The following is a 21,446-nucleotide window of genomic DNA, read 5'->3' as shown; positions in this document are numbered from 1 at the left end:
ACAAACATAGGGTAATTTATGCTAATCTTCCCCTCCGCGGATGGCGAAAGCGAAAATACCATTGCGTTCCCTAATATGGCTACCAGAAAGAAAAGAATAGTGACTCATGAGCGTGAAATCCCTGACCTTCAAAACCTTGCCTTATCAGCCGGATACCCTGATTCAACACTTTGCCCCGCTGGCTCATCAGGCCTGGGCCATGTTGTTGCATTCCGGATTTGCTGAACATACCCATAACCGCTTTGATATTCTGGTCGCCGATCCGCAAGTTACCCTCACCACGCGGGGCCAGCAAACAGAGATAATCAGTGCACAAGGCCAGGAATTCTCCTGTGAAGACCCTTTTTCTTTATTACAGCAACAGTTGGACCAATTTCTCCGCCCGATATCACCCCACCCTGACCTGCCGTTTTTGGGCGGAGCATTAGGGCTATTTGGGTATGATTTAGGGCGGCGGGTTGAAGTATTACCGGTGCTGGCCGAGCAAGATATCACCTTGCCTGATATGGCTGTCGGACTGTATGACTGGGCATTAATTGCCGATCATCATTTGCAAAAACTGACGCTGGTGTGTCACGGCGATCCAGAGCAGCGCCTACGTTGGTTACAGCAACAAAAATGTGCTGAAGTCACTCTGCCATTTAAATTAACCCGCCAGTGGCAAGCTAACATGTCGCGTGCGCAATATGGCGAAAAATTCCGTCAAATTCAGGAATATTTGCACAGCGGCGACTGTTATCAAATTAATTTAACCCAGAGATTCAGCGCAGAATATCAAGGTGACGAATGGGAGGCTTTCCTGTCATTGAGCCGCAGCAATAGAGCGCCCTTTTCGGCCTTTATTCGTTTACCACAAAACACCATTCTGAGTGTGTCACCAGAACGCTTTTTATGGCTGGAAAATCGTCGCATTCAAACTCGCCCTATCAAAGGCACCTTGCCGCGACTGGATGACCCTGAACAGGATAAGTTGCAAGCACAGCGGTTAACCAACTCTGAGAAAGATCGCGCTGAAAACCTGATGATTGTTGATTTGCTACGCAATGATATTGGCCGGGTGGCGCAAGCGGGAACCGTGCGCGTGCCTGAGTTGTTTGTCGTCGAGCCTTTCCCTGCGGTACATCACTTGGTGAGTACCATTACTGCGACTCTGCCCACCGAATCGTCGCCTACAGCACTATTGCGGGCCTGCTTCCCCGGTGGTTCGATAACCGGCGCGCCGAAGATTAGGGCTATGGAAATCATTGAGCAACTGGAACCCCAGCGCCGTAATGCCTATTGTGGCAGCATTGGCTATATTAGTTGCTGTGGCACAATGGACACCAACATCACCATCCGTACACTGCTGACTGAAAACGGCAAAATATATTGCTCAGCTGGCGGTGGCATTGTGGCCGACAGCCAGGAACAGGCTGAATATCAGGAAATATTTGATAAAATTGCCCGAATACTGCCTTTACTGGAAAGTGATGAATAAGTGAGCGATTTTGTGAGCGACCAATTTGTGAGTCAATCAGGGCAAACTTTGTCTGAATTTATCAGCCGATTCCAGCTACAACAGCCGCAACCTGGCAGTTTCTCTGCCAATAGCCACCATGCCGCGGTATTAATTCCTATTGTTTGTCGGCCTGAACCTACATTGCTGCTAACCCGGCGCTCAGACCATTTACGGAAACATGCCGGTCAGGTCGCCTTCCCCGGCGGTAAAGCTGATCCACAAGATAGCTCGCTGATTGAAACGGCTTTGCGGGAAGCCGAGGAAGAAGTGGCTATTCCGGCCTCCTCTGTACATGTATTAGGGCAACTGGCTCCACTGGACAGCTCCAGTGGTTTTCAGGTCACCCCGATTGTCGGTCTGGTTCCTGACAATATTACCTTTCATGGTAATGAAGAAGAGGTCGCAGGGCTGTTTGAAATCCCGTTGTACGAAGCACTCAGACTGTCGCGCTACTATTGGCTGGATATTCATCGTGGGGGAGTCAATCACCGGATCTATCTCTCATGGTATGAAAGCCAATTCATCTGGGGTTTGACGGCAGCCATCATTCGCCGTCTGGCACAGCAGGTCAATATTTGACGCTAAAGGCGTATGGTAAACATGGGAATGAGTGACCAGCCTCACAGCCTTAGGCTAAAAAAGCAGAATTACAGCATAAAGCGATCTCTATCACCCCACCACATCGATTTTTACTCTATTTTCCCCGCACAAGCATTTTAAAAAAAACTGTAAATTGCTCTGTCAGCGTTATGAAATACCTGTAAAATATCTTTCATCACTATAAACCACTAAAAATGTAAGGTTAAAATCCGGTAGTGATAATCATAAATTGATAGCGTTATGTCATTGTTGCGGTATCAAATTAATACCGCCAACACCAGTAGGACCCGAATTAACAGGCTCTGTGATAGCAATACTCAATACGAAGTAACCTGCGGCTATCAACAGAGTTCTTATACTTAATACAAATATTCTTTGGCGCATTCATATGCACCGAGAATAACAAAAAGCTTTGTTAAGGAGTTTTAGCGTGATTAGTGTTTTTGATATGTTCAAAATTGGCATTGGCCCATCCAGTTCTCACACGGTTGGACCAATGAAAGCCGGCAAAGAGTTTGCTGATTTACTGGTAACTCAAGGGTTAATGCCATCAGTCACGCGGGTAGCCGTGGATGTTTACGGCTCACTGTCACTGACCGGGAAAGGTCACCACACCGATATCGCTATTATCATGGGATTGGCTGGCAATATGCCGGATACCGTGGATATCGACAGCATTCCCGCTTTTATTCGTGATGTAGAATTACGCCAAAAACTGATGTTGGCCAATGGCTTGCACGAAGTGGATTTCCCCCGCGAAGGTGGGATGGTTTTCCGTAGTGATAACCTGCCATTGCACGAGAATGGTATGCAGATCCACGCCTTTGCCGGTGATGAGAAAGTACTTAGCAAAACCTATTATTCCATTGGTGGCGGTTTTATCGTGGATGAAGAGCATTTCGGCAAAGCTGCGGTGAACGCCGTTAGCGTCCCTTATCCTTTCCATTCAGCTGAAGAAATCTTGGCTAACTGCGAGCAAACCGGCATGTCTATCTCCGGTATGGTGATGCAAAATGAGCTGGCGATGCACAGTAAAGAAGAGATTGAATCCTACTTTACGGCAATTTGGCAGACAATGCGGGCCTGTATTGATCGTGGTCTGAACACTGAAGGCGTGTTGCCAGGCCCACTGCGGGTACCGCGTCGTGCCTCAGCATTGCGCCGTCTGTTGGTTTCATCGGATAAACTGTCCAGCGATCCAATGAATGTCATTGACTGGGTCAATATGTTCGCACTGGCGGTTAATGAAGAGAATGCCGCAGGTGGTCGCGTGGTGACGGCGCCGACGAACGGTGCTTGTGGCATCGTGCCCGCGGTTCTGGCTTATTACGACCACTTTATCGAGCCGGTTACCCCTGAAATCTTTATCCGCTACTTCCTGTCATCAGGGGCTGTCGGGATTCTGTATAAGATGAATGCTTCTATTTCTGGCGCTGAAGTGGGCTGTCAGGGTGAAGTGGGTGTGGCATGCTCAATGGCCGCCGCAGGTCTGGCTGAATTACTGGGTGCCAGCCCGGTTCAAGTCTGTATCGCTGCTGAAATTGGTATGGAGCACAACCTGGGCCTAACCTGTGACCCGGTTGCAGGTCAGGTGCAAGTGCCATGCATTGAACGTAATGCGATTGCCTCAGTAAAAGCGATTAACTCTGCTCGCATGGCAATGCGCCGCACCAGTGAGCCGCGTGTTTCACTCGATAAAGTTATCGAAACCATGTTTGAAACCGGCAAAGACATGAATGCTAAATACCGCGAAACATCTCGTGGTGGCCTGGCCATTAAGGTGCAATGTAATTAATTTATTGCATTGAAAGAGATATGATCATCAAGGGGAGCCGAAGCTCCCCTTTTTTATGATGCCGAATGCTACATTCAAATATAGTGAATCAAGGTTGACCACGCCTACGGATGTTCCGGCGGCTTACATCGCTTTCACCCCCAACGGCGTGCTCCCCTTGATTAAGCTTTCGCCACCCAATTCTTACTCTTCTAACTCATCATTCAGCTTGGTGATACGCACTAACTCAATACGGTAATCTGACACATCCATAATCTCGAAGCGTAAGTTATGCAGTTCAATCACATCACCCGCGGTTGGCATATGACCTGAATGTGAAAGTAGCATACCCGCTAATGAAGCATAGTCTGCCGTCGGGCTGACCAACTCCTGACAATCCAGCGCCTGCTCCAGAGAATGCAAATCTGCCCCCCCTTTCACCAACCAACTATCACCATCGGCAATAATATCTGGCGTTTCATCTTCATCAGGGAACTCCCCAGCGATAGCTTCCAGCACGTCCAGCGGTGTCACCAACCCTTGCACCACACCAAATTCGTCATTAACTACTACTAAGCGGCCTTTCGCTTTACGCAAGACACCCAACAGATTAATCACGTCCATGGTATCAGGCACGACTATGGGTGGTGTCGCCGCAGCAAACTCACAAATAGAATCTCCTCGTTCAATCGCCACTAACAGATCTTTGGCGCGAACCACACCGATTATCTGATCCAATGAGTCACGACAAACCGGGAACAAGCTGTGTGGCGTATCTAACAGTTGCTCACGGATCTCTTCCTGTGAGCGATGGCAATCTACCCAAGAGATTTCCGTGCGTGGTGTCATCACGCTACGCAATGAACGGGATGCCAATGTCAGCACACCACTTATCATATAGCGCTCTTCTTCCGCAAAAGCCTCTGCTGGCATGGCCAACTGCGGGTCACCGTTTTGTGGCTCCTGCTGCTGACGCCCCCCCATAAGGCGGATGATAGCTTCGGCTGTGCGCTGGCGTCGCGGCAAGCGAGACTCATGCTTAATAAAGTTACGACGCGCAATCTGGTTAAACAGCTCTATCAGGATAGAGAATCCGATAGCGGCATACAGGTAGCCTTTCGGAATATGGAAACCAAAACCTTCAGCAATTAAGCTCAAGCCAATCATCAGCAAGAAGCTCAGACACAGCACCACCACAGTTGGATGTGCGTTAACAAACCGCGTCAATGTTTTTGATGCCAACAGCATCACGCCCATAGCAATCACGACCGCGGTCATCATGATGGCCAAATCATTGACCATCCCCACGGCAGTAATCACCGCATCGAGAGAGAACACGGCATCCAACACCACTATCTGTGCAACAACGGCCCAGAAGCTGGCATAACCTTTGCTCGCACTGTCATCGTGCTGGTTTCCCTCAAGCCGTTCATGTAACTCGGTGGTAGCTTTAAACAGTAGGAACAGCCCCCCCACCAGCAAAATCAGATCTCGCCCGGAGAAGCTAAAGCTACCAACACTAAATAGCGGTGTGGTCAGCGTGACCATCCAGGAAATCACCGACAGCAGCCCCAAACGCATAATCAATGCGAGAGACAAGCCGATAATACGAGCTTTATCCCTTTGTTTTGGCGGCAATTTATCGGCCAGAATGGCGATGAATACCAGGTTATCGATACCCAGAACAATTTCCAGTACCACCAACGTCAATAACCCTGCCCAGATTGAGGGGTCCATTAGAAATTCCATGTCAGACTCCGATAATAGGAACACGATTCAGATGATGTGCGACCTGCAACCGACACAGCAAAACGCCGCAGTACGGTTGTCAGTATAGATACGCAGAAAGATCGGGTGAAATTATACGCAGCAACTGTGCGTGATTGGATAACCAGATGTAAACCCACTGGTGAGGTATTAACACTAGAGAAACAGTAACTTCGGTGACAGTCCATAGGGAGAGCTGAGGCCCTTAACTCCTGACAATTAATATAGCCGCTAACTTTATCAGGAATTTTTTTATCAGCATAGTCAGATTTATTACTCTACTGGCGATAAAGCGCGATCTCATCAAATTACACGCCTCAATAAACAGCATGCTTATTTTCATGACTAAAATTTGTTTCCTGCCCAAAGTGAGTTATCAGTCAATTTACATACAAATCGCGCAAATTTTAAACCCGAGAATCATATTCTAATGAATATGTTAGCGTTAAACTCATCAATATTACTCATATAAGTGCCCGTTTATTATCCAATTAAGCAAAATCATTTATAACATGTCCCAATAAATGAGCAGCGTCACATAATTTATTTTTTCACTGACTAAAATAAATCACATCCAGCACATTGCGATATGTACCTGAATCGATTCATTGGCATTACGAATAAATCATCAGCAGTACGCTGACATTGTGACTATCATAATAGATTCAATATGTACCGAAATGTGATGGAGAATTACTGGTTTTATGTTACGTGCGAGAACTCAATTCTGAGTTAACTGAGGGGGTAGCGAGTGAGTATAGCTATTATCATTGGCACACATGGGGTTGCAGCAGAACAACTGCTAAAAACTACCGAAATGCTCATAGGCGAACAAGAAAATGTCGCCTATATCGATTTCGTCCCAGGTGAGAATGCCGACACGCTAGTTGAGAAGTACACAGCTAAACTGGAAGGGTTGGAGACCAGAGAGGGAGTGATCTTCTTGGTTGATACCTGGGGTGGTAGCCCGTTTAACGCTGCTAGCCGAATTGTTTCTGACAAAGAAAATTACGAAGTCATCGCTGGCGTTAACATTCCAATGTTGGTGGAAACCTTTATGGCCCGTGATGATAATCCATCATTTGCCGAATTGGTTGGTATCGCATTGGAAACAGGTCGTGCGGGTGTTAAGGCTCTTAAAACATCTCAAGCCGAGTCCGAGACAAAACCTGCTGCTGTACGTAAAGCGGCTGCGGCTGCAGCTCCTGCCGTCGCTTTAGGCCCGAATGATCATATGAAGATCGGGCTGGCGCGTATTGATGACCGTCTGATTCATGGTCAGGTCGCGACTCGCTGGACCAAAGAAACTAACGTAAGTCGCATTATTGTGGTCAGTGACGAAGTCGCTGCTGACAAAATGCGTAGCACCTTGCTCAAACAGGTTGCTCCTCCGGGTGTCACCGCACACGTAGTTGATGTTGAGAAAGCTATCCGTGTTTACAACAACCCGAAATATGCCAAAGACCGAGTTATGTTGTTATTTACCAACCCAACCGACGTGGTGCGTATGGTTGAGGGGGGCGTAGATATTAAGTCAGTCAATATCGGTGGGATGGCCTTCCGTCAGGGTAAAACCCAGGTGAATAACGCCGTCTCCGTTGATGAAAAAGATGTTGAAGCCTTTAAAAAATTAAATGCTCGCGGTATTGAACTGGAAGTCCGAAAAGTGTCTTCGGATAGCCGGCTCAAAATGATGGACTTAATTAGCAAACTTGATAAATAGCTTTACTAAAAACTACGTAGCAAGGTTATGCCCTGTTCTGTTTTGGAACTTGGTTATTTTTACTCAGCTTTTTTGGTCATAGGAGAAGTACAATGGAGATCACAACTCTTCAGATTGTGCTGATTTTCATAGTTGCCTGTATCGCCGGGATGGGTTCCATTCTGGATGAGTTCCAATTTCACCGTCCCCTCGTCGCCTGTACTCTGGTAGGTCTGGTTTTAGGTGATATGAAAACCGGTATTATTATCGGTGGTACCTTAGAAATGATCGCGCTTGGCTGGATGAACATCGGGGCTGCTGTAGCGCCTGATGCCGCGCTGGCGTCAATTATTTCGACCATTCTGGTTATTGCTGGTGGTCAAGACATTGGCGCTGGTATCGCTCTGGCAATTCCGTTGGCAGCAGCCGGTCAGGTGTTAACCATTATCGTCCGTACAATTACCGTGGCCTTCCAGCATGCCGCAGATGGTGCAGCCGAACGTGGCAGCCTACGAGCGATAACCTGGATCCACATTTCTGCCTTGTTCTTGCAGGCGATGCGTATTGCTATCCCTGCCCTGATCGTTGCCCTGTCTGTTGGGACATCTGAAGTTCAGATGCTGCTCAGTTCGATTCCTGATGTGGTTACCAGTGGCTTGAATATCGCCGGTGGTATGATCGTCGTAGTCGGTTACGCCATGGTTATCAACATGATGCGTGCTGGCTACCTGATGCCATTCTTCTATTTAGGTTTCGTCACTGCCGCATTCACCAACTTCAACCTGGTGGCCTTGGGTGTTATTGGCGTGGTTATGGCCCTGCTGTATATCCAGCTCAGTCCGAAATACAACAAGTCCCAAGTTGTACAGTCTGGCCCGTCAAATAACGATCTTGATAACGAATTAGACTAGGAAAAGGTGAGAGAAATGGTTGATACAACGACTGTTGATAAAACAACTACTGGTGAAAAGAAACTCACGCCCGCCGATATTCGCGGTGTGTTTATCCGCTCAAACCTCTTCCAAGGGTCGTGGAACTTCGAACGTATGCAGGCGCTGGGTTTCTGCTTCTCTATGGTACCGGCAATTCGTCGCCTGTATCCGGAGAACTCGGAAGAGCGTAAGCAAGCAATCAAACGCCATTTGGAATTCTTCAATACCCAACCCTTCGTTGCTGCCCCGATTTTGGGTGTCACGCTGGCGATGGAAGAGCAGAAAGCCAACGGTGCTGAGATTGACGATGCAGCAATCAACGGGATTAAAGTCGGTCTGATGGGGCCACTGGCCGGTGTCGGTGACCCCATCTTCTGGGGTACTGTGCGCCCGGTATTGGCTGCTCTTGGTGCCGGTATCGCGATGAGCGGTAGTTTGCTCGGCCCGTTGCTGTTCTTTGTTCTGTTTAACCTGGTTCGTTTGCTGACCCGTTATTATGGTGTTGCTTACGGTTATTCAAAAGGCGTCAATATTGTCAGCGATATGGACGGTGGCCTGCTGCAAAAACTGACGGAAGGGGCGTCTATCCTCGGCCTGTTTGTTATGGGGGCCTTGGTTAACAAATGGACGCACGTCAATATACCGGTTGTAGTGTCCAAAATAACCAATCCGGCGGGTGAGACTACGGTCACCACAGTGCAAACCATTCTGGATCAGTTGATGCCTGGCTTGGTGCCGTTGCTGTTAACCTTCGGCTGTATGTGGCTGTTACGCCGTAAAGTTAACGCGCTGTGGATTATAATGGGCTTCTTCGCCATTGGTATCTTCGGCTACTGGATTGGCTTCCTGGCACCGTAATTTTCTGGTTAGATTTGGCCAAAACCGGGGGGTTACTCCCGGTTTTGGTTAAGGGCAAAGCTGCTGATAGCACAGAGAGTGAAGAGTTTACCGCACCTAGGGGCACTCCGGTCGCTAACGTGACTACGACCCCAACGGCACGATTCCCCCTTCATTTGATTTATCAGTAGTCTGAAACCGGGGGATTACTCCCGGTTTTTTATTTAGGAGTAAGTGCATGTCGGTTACTGATATTGTCTTAATTGTTTTTATTGCCCTGTTACTGGCTTATGCCATCTATGATGAATTCATCATGAACATGATGAAAGGTAAAACCCGGCTGCAAATTCAACTTAAACGTAAAAGCAAAATCGACTGTGCTATTTTTGTCGGGCTGATTGCTATTCTTATTTACAATAATGTCATGGCAAATGGCGAACCCTTAACCACTTATTTATTAGTGGGTTTAGCATTAATTGCGTTTTATCTCTCTTATATTCGCTGGCCGAAATTGTTGTTTAAAAATACAGGTTTCTTCTACGCTAATGCTTTTATTGAATATCGGCGAATAAAAAGTATGAATTTATCTGAAGATGGAATATTGGTGATTGATTTAGAGCAGCGCAGATTACTTATTCAGGTTCGACAATTAGATGACTTAGAAAAGATTTATAATTTTTTCGTTGAAAATCAATCATAAAGTAAAATTCAGGGAAATGAATCTATTGATTGTTCAGTTAATTGATTAATTTTCCAACACCTTCTCTCATCTCTCCCCTACTTATTTCCACACCATTGCTGATGCTTATATAGGCTATTTTTTATTAAAAATTCCGATAATGAAAATCATTATCAATAGCATTGACTTACCATATTATTTTTGGGGTTGCCGTTCCTGGAATTTATATGTTAAGGTTGCGCCGTTCATGGGGAGTAGCCGGTTTCTATCCGTTATATTGAATTGATATATCGATATATAGAGACGCTCGTATCAACATACTCGTTTCATTTATTGGAACGTGGTGCGAGTAGCCAGGTAAGGTTGGCGAGACCATAGACACGTAGCTCCGTCGTTAGGTTGGGGGTGGGTTACGTGTATATGGAGCCGCCCGGCCGAGACTATTTCTATGAATCTATCTGCAACATTAGTGCTTGCTTTTGCTATGTCTATGGATGCCTTTGCTGCATCTATTGGTAAAGGTGCCAGCCTACATAAACCCCGTTTTAGAGAAGCTATCCGCACCGGTCTTATCTTTGGTGTGATTGAAGCTATTACTCCACTAATTGGCTGGTGCATTGGCCTATTCGCTAGCCAATATGTTCTGGAATGGGACCACTGGATTGCTTTCAGCCTGCTGTTCATTCTGGGTTGCCGCATGATTTTTGAAGGTGCAAAACAGCAAGTCGAAGAAACCGAAAAAATGCGCAGTCACAGCTTTTGGGTTCTGGTGATGACAGCCATTGCCACCAGCCTGGATGCTATGGCAATTGGCGTTGGTTTAGCATTCCTGCAAGTGAACATTGTTCATACCGCAATGGCGATTGGGTTAGCCACCATGATTATGGCGACACTCGGGATGCTGATTGGCCGCTATATTGGCCCGCTGCTAGGTAAACGCGCTGAAATAATCGGGGGTATTGTGTTGATAGGTATCGGTTTTAATATCCTTTACGAGCACATCTATCGCGTCGCCTAAGCTGATAACCCTATCGTTAGTGCTTTTATTCTCGCCGTAAAATAAAGCGCGTAAGAAGAGCAAAAAGAAACCCCGCATTCGAGATGAATAGCGGGGTTTTTATTCTATCAACTATCAGCAAAGGTCAATTCAGTATTAGAAATCCATTGAGACTGATAACTTCAACGCCCGTGGATCGCCCTGATAGATGTAAGTGCCAGAATCTTCAACTGATTCCCAGTAACGTTCGTTAGTCACGTTCTCGATATTCGCACGCCATGTCAGGCTAGTATCTTTCATTGGCATGGTATAACGCACCCCCAGATCCAGACGCGTCCAAGGTTTCAGTTTCAAGGTATTGGCTTCGTTGGCATATTGGGAACCAGAGCGCACTACCGTACCGGTGGCGGTTAGGCCTTCAACAACAGGAATATCATATTCACCGCCAAACACTAACTGATAGTTGGCAACACCGACGGCATCATTACCATTATTGGCGCTGTCAGCCGCTTTGGTCAGTTTAGGGTCTAACCAAGTTGCGCTCGCTAACAGACGGGTACCAAATACCGGCTCGCCGAAGACATTCAGTTCAATACCGCGGTTACGCTGTTCACCATAGAAACCATAGACGTTAGACGCGGGGTCAACCATACCCGTTGGCCGAGTGATTTCAAACAGAGCCAACGTACCACCATAGCGTTGGTTATCAAACTTCACCCCAACTTCATTCTGTTTGGAATGAATAATGCCAGGAATTTGACCAGCATTAACCACTGGTTTGCCATTAAATTGATAAGGTGCAGACTTACCCGGCCCCAACGCTTCAATGTGGTTAGCATACAGGGAGACTTTCTCCCACGGCTTCACCATGATGCCGTAAATAGGTGTCACTTTCATCGCATCCAGTGAGCCGGCACTGTTGGGTACCCCACTGTCGAAGTTACGAATAGTGACATCCTGCCGACGAACACCCAGCATCAATGACACTTTATCGTCCATTATTGACAAGGTATCAGACAATGAGAGACCAGAAGCACGGACCTGACTATTCAGTTGAGGATCCTGACTGGTACTGCCCATTGTTGTTGCTGGGAAGCCAATCACGCCTGGATTATAGATATTAGTATCAACTGGATTCGACATATTCCAGGCTGATTTAGCCGTGCGATAATTGGCGGCATAACCCAGATTGACTTTATGGGTGATTGGGCCAGTATCAAAATGACCACGAATACCGCCCAGCCCCGCCACAGAGTCAGCGACATACGGCACATACAGACGAGAAATAGTGGCATCGCCATTATTCGCACTGGTCAAGGTCGGTGAACCATATTGACCGGTTTCTTCATTACGGCTGGCACCGACAGAGCCATAAATAGTCCAGTTCTGGCTGACATCATACTCACTACGCAGCATACCGAAGGTTGTTTCCATATCGGTATAAACCCACGACTGCCCATAGTTAAGGGTTGAAGATGGCGGTTCAGGAATGACAGTTGCACCGCCAATCGCCACATCAGTGCGCATATGATGAATAGTTTGCTTCTGGTAGCCCACATCTAATGAGGTACGGGCACGATCGCCACGGTAATCTAAACCGGTAGAAACTGCGGTCGTGCGCTCTTTCTGATCATGAATAGCTGAGTCACCTTCGCGGTGCAGGACATTCACTCGCACGCCGAACTGATCGTCATCACCATAGCGACGGCCGACATCCAACGCCCCACCCACTTGAGAAGCTGAACCATAATCTACCGTAACGCGAGTTAACGGAGTATCACCGGCACGTTTAGGCTCGAGATTAATCATCCCGCCCACACCGCTACCACTTGGTGAAATACCGTTAATGAAAGCATTGGCACCTTTGAACACCTCGACTCGCTCAACCATGCTGGTTGACACGATCTGACGCGGTAAAACACCGAATAGGCCACCAAAGGAGATATCGTCGCCGTCAAGGTTGTAACCACGAATACGATAGTTCTGTGACGGGTTGCCGTAACCGCGTACGTTTTGCACGGAAGCATCATTTTTTACGACATCAGCAATCGAGTTAGCTTGCTGGTCTTCAATCATTTTGGAGGTGTAGCTAATGACGTTAAATGGCACATTACGCGCGTCCTGCTGCCCGAGGAAGCCGATACGACCGCCATTCGCTACCTGACCATCTAAATAGGTTGGAATTAAATCATTACCACCGGCACGGAAAGTATCTTGCGTTCCGACAACGGTGATGGTGTCATTTTTTTTGCTGTCTTCAGCTTCAGCTGTAGCCGCTGTCGCGCTGGTTTTTTTGGCGTTTTCAGCGGTGCTATCTGTGGCCGTCGCTGCCCATGAGGAAGCGGATAGTGTCCCTAATGCGGCACCGATCATGACGCACAACAGGCGCGGAGCCAGCCGTTTCTGATGTGCGCGAGAAGAAATAGTTTTATTCATCGTGTTGATGCCCCTGAATTTCACAAAATGATTACAAATGAGAATGCTTATTATAAGGATTCGAAATTATCCGGATAACATCTACCGATGCAAGCATTTCTGCACTTTCAGAGGATTATTTTTCGTGTCGTGAATAAATTAGATGGGTTATGTAATAGACATGATCGATGGCAGTAACGTTATTGCCTGAGGAGATGCAAAAGAAACTAAAGTAAAATTATTCTAAAAATGTATTTATACAGCCCGAGATTAATTCCGCACTCCCCACTTAAGTCATTTATTTATACATTTCACCTTCACCTACCCATTTACCCTTATCATTAATAAGGTGAACTATTATTACTTATCCATATTGATCTCACCACGCCAGAAGCCCTGTAAACAGTGGTATTACTGCAATAACTAATCCTATAATTAGGCTTTTGAATTCTTTCACTTTATTACTGATAATAAAAATCTTATTACCTTATTTTCGGTGTTAGCGATAAACTAGCACATTACATTTATCGCGATAACAGATTTAAACCATCTGGGTTTAGTTCTGCGTAGCGCACAGTTTACTGAATAAAAATTCAAGGAACACAGGAATGGCTTTGCATCCGGCATCATTTGATGATCACATTTTTCGGCTATTAATTGAAGCCGTAGATGACTACGCCATATATATCATTGATGCCCAAGGACATATCCTTACCTGGAACAATGGTGCTGAGCGCAATACTGGCTACAACGCCGATGAAATCATTGGCCAATCTTTCGAGCTGTTTTACACCCCTGAAGATTTAGCAACCCAATTGCCAGCCAAAGGCCTGCTGCATGCCAACCAACTTGGTCACTATGAGAATCAGGGCTGGCGAGTTCGCAAAAATGGTAAACGCTTCTGGGGCCATATCACCCTTAGCGCATTGCATGACTCAGACCATAATTTGCAGGGTTTTGTGCAAGTTACCCGTGATCTTACCGACAAATGGCAGCGGGAAAATGCTTTGCGCAAAAGTGAAGAGCAGTTTCGCCATCTAATAAGTGAAGTCGAAGATTACGCTATCTACATGATAGACACTCACGGGCGCATTTTGACCTGGAATAAAGGCGGTGAGCGCAATGAAGGTTATACCAGTGACGAAATCATTGGCGAACATTTTGCTGTGCTGTTCACGTCAGAAGACATTTCCGCAGGTCTGCCAGAGAAATCACTGGCAAAAGCCATTGCCGAGGGTAATTTCCAGACCGAAGGCTGGCATGTGCGCAAAAATGGTATTCGTTACTGGGCCAGTGTGACCATTAACCCCATGCATGATGATAGCGGAAAGCTGTTGGGGTTTACCAAAATTGTCCGTGACCTGACTGAACGACGCCAGCGCGAAGAAGCATTACGCATCAGCGAAGAACGTTTTCGCCTGATGGTCGATACCGTCGAAGATTATGCCATTTTAATGTTGGATCCCTGGGGCCGCGTCAATACTTGGAACCACGGCGCAGAGCGTAATATGGGCTATGCCAGCAATGAAATAATCGGCCAACATTTTGGCTGATTCTTTCTGCCTGAAGATATCGCCGCCGGGCTACCCGAGAAATTACTGAAAACCTCCGCTTCGGCCAGTCGGGTGGAACGTGAGGGCTGGCTGGTGCGTAAAGATATGACCCGCTATTGGGCTATCGCCATTATTACCGTTATCCATGATAACAGCGGCAAACTGCTGGGTTATGCCAAAATAATCCGCGATATGAGCGAGCGAAAACAACGGGAAGACGCGCTGCGGGCTAGTGAAATTGCACGCTATGAAGAGCGGGAGCAACTGCATCGGGTGCTATCATCTATTCAAGAAGGAATTATCTCTCTTGATACTGAAGGTCGCATTGTATTAATGAATCCTAAAGCTGAAGAAATGACGGGCCGCAGTCAGAATGAATCTTGTGGTTTGCCCATTGAAGAAGTTTTTATTTTGTGGTCTCCGCTACAGGATAAAAACCAATTAGTTGCCATTAATCAGTGCCTGACCGAAGGCCGTCAGACCTTATTGCCCGAAGGCAGTCAGCTGTTATCGAGCCAGGGAGAGCGCCAAGAAATTCGTTGCTCCGCCTCACCAATTCGTGATCGTGACAATCTGCTTACGGGGGCTGTGGTGGTTTTCCAGGATGTCACACGCGCGCGCCATGAGCAACGAGAGTTACAATACCAGGCCAATCATGACATGTTGACCGGTTTGATAAATCGACGGAAATTGGAAGAACGCCTCAATCAGGCTATCAGCCAGTTGGGCCAGGATGAGCAGCATATCCTCTGTTATGTCGATTTAGATTACTTTAAGGATGTGAATGACAGCGCTGGTCACGAGGCTGGGGATATGGTGCTTCGAATGGTAGCGCAAACCATGCAGCAAGCTGTACGCGAAAATGACATAGTGGCACGTTTAGGCGGTGATGAATTCGCTATCGTACTGTTTAATTGTCAGAATAAACCCGCAACAGAAGTGCTGGAAAGAGTCGTCGCCGACATTGCCTCAATTCAATTCCATTGGCACGGTCAATCCTATTCCTTTACCGCAAGCCTTGGGGCGGTATCATTGAATCGGCAAACAGAAACGGCAGCACAAGCTATGCGTCAGGCCGATATTGCTTGTTACGCAGCAAAACATGCTGGCCGCAACCGCTTATCACTGCCGCTATAGCTCAGCCTCTCTTTTAGCAGGTGACTGTACTGTCACCTGCGCCCTTAATACACAATTTGTGTAAGGTTATACTGATAGCATGCCCAGCAATTAGACCCCGGTCAAAATATCGATTTCAGTAGTGTGATATACAAATATGATTACCTGATTAAATGGAAAATTAACTATGCCATACTTTACGGTCAGTATCGTTTTGCATAACGCCGTAGAAGGCGATTACGATTCTCTTAATAAGAAAATGATTGATGCCGGGTTTACATGCCTTATCGGCAGGGAGAAAGTCTATAAATTACCAGAAGGCGAGTTCAATTACGGCAGTGGCACATTAAATAAACAGGAAGTTGCTGATTTAGCACTGAAAGTTGCAGAACAGATACGATTTATTCCCTCTATTTTAGTCACTGAATCCGGTGGAAGAACCTGGCGAAACTTAGATATTAAATAAAAATCTCCATTATAAAAATAACACACTTAAAATTTAACTTAAGTTAATTGCTAATCCTCCACCAGGGATTATAACACTATCTAATTAAGATAATAATGTTTATCCCTAATGGAAATTATGCGCTCGACAGTTATTTAGGTATTATTAAATAACGAACAATCACTTATATTAGTTTCTCATCACGGCTTAATACAGCACGCTCAAGATCTTCTCTACGGCGATGAACGGCGATAACAAAATCGGTTTCACAGGTGAAGGACTGCCGGGCAGCGAGTTCTTGTCCCGTTTCAATGGAAGCACGCCAGGCAAAAGGCGTCATCTGCAATAAGTTGAAGCTTTGTTTACCGCTTAACTTCATTTCGTAGGCCAATTTTTCACTGCTGACCAGATCAAACCCATCCAAATGCTCTGCCGTATCGTCGTGAAATTGTACTTGAGCATAAATCAGGGCTTTTAACTGATAGAGATGACGTGGGCCAGGCGCAACAGTAACTACAATGCCACCGGGTTTCACAGTGCGAGCTAATTCAGTTGCCTTACATGGGGCATAAATACGTAATACAGCATCAAGAGCTTGATTAGCAAAAGGTAACCGATGGCTTGACGCCACACAGAAACTCACTTGAGGATAGCGCTTTGCTCCGTATCTGACGGCGATCTTAGCGACATCTAACCCGAAAATGGCCATCTGACGTTGCCGATTTAATCGGTCAGCCACTGCAGCGGTGTAATAACCTTCGCCACAACCGATATCCAACAACATAGCAGCATCCAGTGGTAGCGCCTTATCCAGAATATCGCAAACCTGCTGTTGCAAGGGTTGATAATAACCCGCATCCAGAAAAGCCCGCCGAGCTTGCATCATCTCTGGGCTATCCCCTGGCTGTTTCGAGCCTTTATGTTGCACCGGCATTAAATTGACGTAACCCTCTTTGGCGCAATCAAACTGGTGATTATTGCTGCAACGCCACTGTTGCGGGCTTTGCTGCAAGGCCTGATGACAAAGGGGGCACTGATAAGACATGGTTAAATCCCAGGTAACTGATTAATAACCGCCAGAAATACCGGCAGACGCGGCGTTAGTCTAAAGAAGCGCAGATACTGTTGCAAGCCACGGTTTCCCTTTGTGAATCAACCGAGATTAACTATGCCGAATCACATCGACGGGAATCGCATCGGGCTTCACATTCATGGTGCGTAAGATTTGTCCCATAATATCGCTAAATACCGGTGCGGATACTGCGCCCCCATAGTATTTGCCCCCCTGAGGGTTGTTAATCACCACCACCAAAGCAAAACGAGGCTGACTGGCGGGAGCAACACCGGCGGTATACGCCACATATTTATCAATATACTGACCATTTGGCCCAATCTTCTTAGCTGTCCCGGTTTTCACCGCCACCCGATATCCCCGCACTGCGGCTTTCACCCCACCGCCTCCAGGCAATGCCACACTCTCCATCATATGCTCAACCTGACGTACCAGCTCTTCGGGGAATATTCGCTGACCCAATACCGGTGGATCAACCTTAGTAATCGACAATGGCCGATAAATGCCGAAGCTGCCGATAGTGGCATAGACCCGAGCCAGTTGCAGCGGTGTCACCATCAAGCCATAGCCGAATGAGAACGTCGCGCGGTCTAAATCGCTCCAACGCTGCCGATTTGGCATTAACCCACTGCTTTCACCGGTAAGCCCTAACAGAGTTGGCTTGCCCAAGCCAAAAGCTGAGTAGGTTTGCATCAAAGCAGAAGCAGGCATCGCCAGCGCCAGTCGCGATACGCCAACATCACTGGATTTTTGCAACACACCGGTCAGTGACAAAGCCGGATAAAGCGCCACATCTTTAATAAGGTGCCCACTCAATATATAGGGGTGGGTATCCAACACCGCATCAGGCTTGACCAACTGACGCTGTAGAGCCGTCATGACCACCATCGGTTTCACTGTTGAACCGGGTTCAAAGATATCGCTGATCGCCCGATTGCGAAAATTCTCCTCAGGAGTGTCTACCCTATTATTGGGATTAAAAGTCGGATAGTTAGCCATCGCCAGTACTTCGCCAGTGTTCACGTCAATAACTACGGCAGAGCCGGAATCTGCTTTATTGAATATAACGGCATTGGTCAATGCATGGGAGGCTTCTACTTGCAGCCGCTCATCAATGCTGAGTTCAACATTTTGGCCCGGATGACTGTCGGTCGAGGAGATATCTTCAACCACGCGACCGAAGCGGTCTTTACGCACCACTCGGCTGCCGGCGGTACCACTGAGAAGCGCATTAAAACTTTTTTCTACTCCCTCAATACCCTGATCATCAATATTGGTGAAACCAACCAGATTTGCGGCAATATCTCCCGAAGGATAGAAGCGCCGTGACTCCTCTTTTATGGCAATACCAGGTAACTTCAGCCGTTGAATATATTCAGCAACATCGGGCTCCACTTGCCGGGCAAGGTAGATAAAGCGGGCATGCGGGTTTTGGTGGATACGGCTATTGAGTTGGTCGAGGGGGATATTAAGTTCCTGAGCCAATGCCTGCCAGCGCTCCGAAATACCGATTCCCCCTTTCTCCAATACCGTTGCTGGATCAGCCCAGATAGCCTCAACCGGCACACTCACCGCCAAAGGATGCCCATTTCTGTCGGTGATCATACCGCGCGTATTCGGGGTGGCGACCACGCGTACTGAACGCATATCCTCTTCTTTTACCAACGGATCAGGTTCAATAATTTGCAACCAGGCAACTCTGGCTATCAGACCAATAAATGAAATTAAAATACAGCCACATAGCAAACTAAAACGCCAACGGATAAAGCTGGAATAATCATTTTTTGGTTTAGAAATCACAAAGTTCATTCCTGGATGGTCGCTTGAATAACAGCAGCCATTAAAACCTATCCACTGTATCAATGGGTGCCAAAACAGTGATACAAGATGCGTTATTTTGCAACAATTCACTAACGGCGATTTAAAAGAAAAGGTGACTGGTCAATAAGTTAAAAAACGGCTTACACTGGATAGCGTCTTTTTTCTTCCTTAGGTAAGTCCCATGACTGATTTTTCACCTCATCTCAGCCGAATTAACACTATTTGCCATGGTTTTGGCAATAAATCTGCCCTATTACCTGACTGCCTCCAGCCTTATCAAGCATCACAAGCCAATAAGAAACAGGTTCATGGCACCACAATTATCGATGTAATAATACCGGGGCAAGAATGTCGCGAAGCAGATGGCCTGTATACCACTCAATCTGGCATTTTATTAACTGTCTTGACGGCGGATTGTCTGCCGGTGATTTTCAGTCAACGGGATGGAAAAGGTATTGCAGTGGTTCATGCCGGTTGGCGCGGTTTATTAGATGGCATTATCTTAAGGATGGTCGAACGCATTGCCCGCGATGATAATCCGGAAAATTGGGTGGCAGCCATCGGGCCAGCAGCCCGCTCCTGCTGTTATGAAGTCAATGAAGAACTGGTGGAACGGTTTATTAACGAATTACCGCTGGCAAAAAATATTATTTCGCCTCGTTTTCGCCACCTGAACTTAGCAGCCATAGCTGAGCACCAATTACGAGCTGCGGGCATTCATCAAGTTGATAGGGTCGGCAGTTGTACAATATGCACCACAACGCCAGATGGCGGGGATAATGCTCAGCCTGGTTTCAAATACACCAGTTTTCGCCGAACCAGCCAACAGCAAGCGATTGATCCAACCCATCCCGGCATTAAAGGCCGTAATCAGTATTCGGGGTTAATTATCTTGCCTTAACGGCCAGATTGAATTGATGTTGTTGCAGACACAAAAAAACCCGCACAAAGGCGGGTTTTTAACAGCAAAAGAGCTGATTAGATTGCAGTAACGTTTACTGCAGACGGACCTTTCTGACCGTCTTGGATTTCGAACTCTACGTTCTGGCCTTCAGCCAGGGTTTTGAAGCCATTACCCTGGATTGCAGAGAAGTGTACGAACACATCTTTGCTGCCGTCAGCTGGAGTGATGAAACCAAAACCTTTAGACTCGTTGAACCACTTAACTTGACCTTTGATCTTTGCCATCTTGAGTATTTCCTTTGGATTGTTTAACTCGCCCGTAGGCGTTTACATAGACAAACTAGAGTCGTTACTGCTTGAGGCACTAAGATAAGGATCGGCAGAGAAGCGGTATTCAACGCTAACGTCTTTACTCAGAACTTCTTTACTGAAAATGCCACACATATACAGAACTGTACCTCGTTTTACCCATATGCGTTATCACATACTCTGTATTCGATGGCAAGCCATTTTTAATCAAGGGTGAACCTGTCGCACATATTTGAAACGGTTGCTCATAAAGAATGCTTAAATATGCTAAAATTTGTTGAAGGTCATCGTATTTTCTGCTCTATTTTTTTATACTGTCCTATCCCGCTTTCTTACTGGTTTTTAACATTTAAGCTAACTCTTTTTATAATAATTCTTACGCAAACCCTTCTTGGTTTCCATCTCGAATGGATCGCTCAAAGCAGTACTGGTATAAAATTTATTGGTATTAAATATATAATAATTGAATATATCCCATGCTCAATCGCCCTCGTAGCATCCTTTCATCTAGAGGTTGTGACTTATCGATTCGTAAGACTAACCCCTTAGTTAACCTCAGATTATGTACGGAGAAATAATTGATCTAAAAATTAGAGAAATGATATTTCTCGATTTGAGATCAAGTGAACTCTCGCACGGTAAAACAAGCAGGAAAAGATCGATTTTCTCTTCGAGAAAAACCATTAAAAATATAGAACGCAACGATTAAATAATAACCCAATAAATAATGACTTAATGTGTCATATAGATGCAATAGGTTATCCATGTGAGAGAAAATGCATCATTTAAGTGCAATACCACTATATTTATTGTGTATAAATATACTAAAAAAAACGTCATCTTAGTCAGTTTAAGGTAATGAAAATGTCACTCATTTTGCCCACGAATTGTGCTATAGAAAATAAAATAAGACATTTCTTGATGCTCTATAATTAAATTTTTATTACTCTGACGCGCAGTTTAAAACTCTATATTACTTTCTCGTTATAGATTCGTTTAAGTTTGCGGTTATACTCTTTTCCTCAT

The 21,446-nt window shown here is 46.3% G+C and carries 16 protein-coding genes and 1 pseudogene; 11 read left to right on the top strand and 6 right to left on the bottom strand.

All coding sequences use genetic code 11. The features are described 5' to 3' along the window. Nucleotides 1-106 precede the first annotated feature (106 nt). From pabB to ACF3VQ_RS08730, 3 genes are all read left to right on the top strand, one after another. Nucleotides 107-1,477: an aminodeoxychorismate synthase component 1 gene (pabB, locus tag ACF3VQ_RS08740; RefSeq protein ID WP_392434779.1), complete on the top strand. Its 1,371-nt coding sequence runs from the start codon at nt 107-109 to the stop codon at nt 1,475-1,477. Beyond that, nucleotides 1,478-2,077 (top strand): CoA pyrophosphatase, encoded by a 600-nt coding sequence (locus tag ACF3VQ_RS08735; protein WP_392434777.1) that lies wholly within the window; start codon nt 1,478-1,480, stop codon nt 2,075-2,077. Nucleotides 2,078-2,528: 451 nt separating this feature from the next. Further along, nucleotides 2,529-3,893 carry an L-serine ammonia-lyase gene (locus tag ACF3VQ_RS08730; RefSeq protein ID WP_005170488.1) on the top strand — a complete coding sequence of 455 codons (1,365 nt, stop codon included), beginning with the start codon at nt 2,529-2,531 and terminating at the stop codon, nt 3,891-3,893. Between the two features lie 183 nt (nt 3,894-4,076). On the opposite strand, the gene ACF3VQ_RS08725 is transcribed toward ACF3VQ_RS08730, so the two are convergent. Continuing rightward, nucleotides 4,077-5,621, bottom strand: coding sequence for a TerC family protein (locus ACF3VQ_RS08725; RefSeq protein WP_392434775.1), 1,545 nt, complete (start codon nt 5,619-5,621; stop codon nt 4,077-4,079). A gap of 769 nt (nt 5,622-6,390) precedes the next feature. Here ACF3VQ_RS08725 and manX point away from each other — a divergent pair. From manX to mntP, 5 genes are all read left to right on the top strand, one after another. Beyond that, complete coding sequence (gene manX, locus ACF3VQ_RS08720; protein ID WP_392434773.1) at nt 6,391-7,362, top strand: PTS mannose transporter subunit IIAB; 972 nt, start codon at nt 6,391-6,393, stop codon at nt 7,360-7,362. 92 nt (nt 7,363-7,454) lie between these two features. Next, on the top strand, nt 7,455-8,252 hold the full coding sequence (locus ACF3VQ_RS08715; protein WP_004701713.1) for a PTS mannose/fructose/sorbose transporter subunit IIC: 798 nt from the start codon (nt 7,455-7,457) through the stop codon (nt 8,250-8,252). 15 nt (nt 8,253-8,267) lie between these two features. Further along, nucleotides 8,268-9,131: a PTS mannose transporter subunit IID gene (locus tag ACF3VQ_RS08710; RefSeq protein ID WP_005163650.1), complete on the top strand. Its 864-nt coding sequence runs from the start codon at nt 8,268-8,270 to the stop codon at nt 9,129-9,131. Between the two features lie 217 nt (nt 9,132-9,348). Next, nucleotides 9,349-9,810 (top strand): DUF986 family protein, encoded by a 462-nt coding sequence (locus tag ACF3VQ_RS08705; RefSeq protein ID WP_392434770.1) that lies wholly within the window; start codon nt 9,349-9,351, stop codon nt 9,808-9,810. 427 nt (nt 9,811-10,237) lie between these two features. Then, a complete protein-coding gene (gene mntP / locus ACF3VQ_RS08700) occupies nt 10,238-10,807 on the top strand; it encodes a manganese efflux pump MntP (RefSeq protein WP_392434768.1) in 570 nt (189 codons plus the stop codon). Nucleotides 10,808-10,942: 135 nt separating this feature from the next. On the opposite strand, the gene ACF3VQ_RS08695 is transcribed toward mntP, so the two are convergent. After that, the gene (locus ACF3VQ_RS08695) at nt 10,943-13,222 is read right to left on the bottom strand and encodes a TonB-dependent receptor (protein ID WP_392434766.1); all 2,280 of its coding nucleotides are present in this window, start codon (nt 13,220-13,222) and stop codon (nt 10,943-10,945) included. Nucleotides 13,223-13,809: 587 nt separating this feature from the next. Between ACF3VQ_RS08695 and ACF3VQ_RS08690 the strand changes: the two are divergent. Next, nucleotides 13,810-15,891, top strand: a pseudogene (locus tag ACF3VQ_RS08690) (PAS domain S-box protein). Between the two features lie 166 nt (nt 15,892-16,057). Beyond that, nucleotides 16,058-16,336, top strand: coding sequence for a hypothetical protein (locus ACF3VQ_RS08685; RefSeq protein WP_392434765.1), 279 nt, complete (start codon nt 16,058-16,060; stop codon nt 16,334-16,336). Nucleotides 16,337-16,499: 163 nt separating this feature from the next. On the opposite strand, the gene rlmA is transcribed toward ACF3VQ_RS08685, so the two are convergent. Both rlmA and ftsI read right to left on the bottom strand, forming a co-directional pair. Further along, nucleotides 16,500-17,360 (bottom strand): 23S rRNA (guanine(745)-N(1))-methyltransferase, encoded by an 861-nt coding sequence (gene rlmA / locus ACF3VQ_RS08680; RefSeq protein ID WP_392434763.1) that lies wholly within the window; start codon nt 17,358-17,360, stop codon nt 16,500-16,502. A gap of 117 nt (nt 17,361-17,477) precedes the next feature. Continuing rightward, nucleotides 17,478-19,196 (bottom strand): peptidoglycan glycosyltransferase FtsI, encoded by a 1,719-nt coding sequence (gene ftsI, locus ACF3VQ_RS08675; RefSeq protein ID WP_392434762.1) that lies wholly within the window; start codon nt 19,194-19,196, stop codon nt 17,478-17,480. A 193-nt stretch (nt 19,197-19,389) separates the two neighbouring features. Here ftsI and pgeF point away from each other — a divergent pair, with 193 nt between their 5' ends. Continuing rightward, complete coding sequence (pgeF, locus tag ACF3VQ_RS08670; RefSeq protein WP_392434760.1) at nt 19,390-20,109, top strand: peptidoglycan editing factor PgeF; 720 nt, start codon at nt 19,390-19,392, stop codon at nt 20,107-20,109. A 77-nt stretch (nt 20,110-20,186) separates the two neighbouring features. On the opposite strand, the gene cspE is transcribed toward pgeF, so the two are convergent. Both cspE and ACF3VQ_RS08660 read right to left on the bottom strand, forming a co-directional pair. Further along, nucleotides 20,187-20,396 carry a transcription antiterminator/RNA stability regulator CspE gene (cspE, locus tag ACF3VQ_RS08665; protein ID WP_002221949.1) on the bottom strand — a complete coding sequence of 70 codons (210 nt, stop codon included), beginning with the start codon at nt 20,394-20,396 and terminating at the stop codon, nt 20,187-20,189. A 42-nt stretch (nt 20,397-20,438) separates the two neighbouring features. After that, complete coding sequence (locus ACF3VQ_RS08660) at nt 20,439-20,555, bottom strand: DUF2627 domain-containing protein (RefSeq protein WP_002211058.1); 117 nt, start codon at nt 20,553-20,555, stop codon at nt 20,439-20,441. Nucleotides 20,556-21,446: the final 891 nt, after the last annotated feature.

Source organism: Yersinia fenwicki, assembly GCF_043099325.1.
GTDB lineage: Bacteria > Pseudomonadota > Gammaproteobacteria > Enterobacterales > Enterobacteriaceae > Yersinia.
Note: the sequence above shows the minus strand (reverse complement) of the source record. Positions and strands in the feature narration are given on the sequence as shown.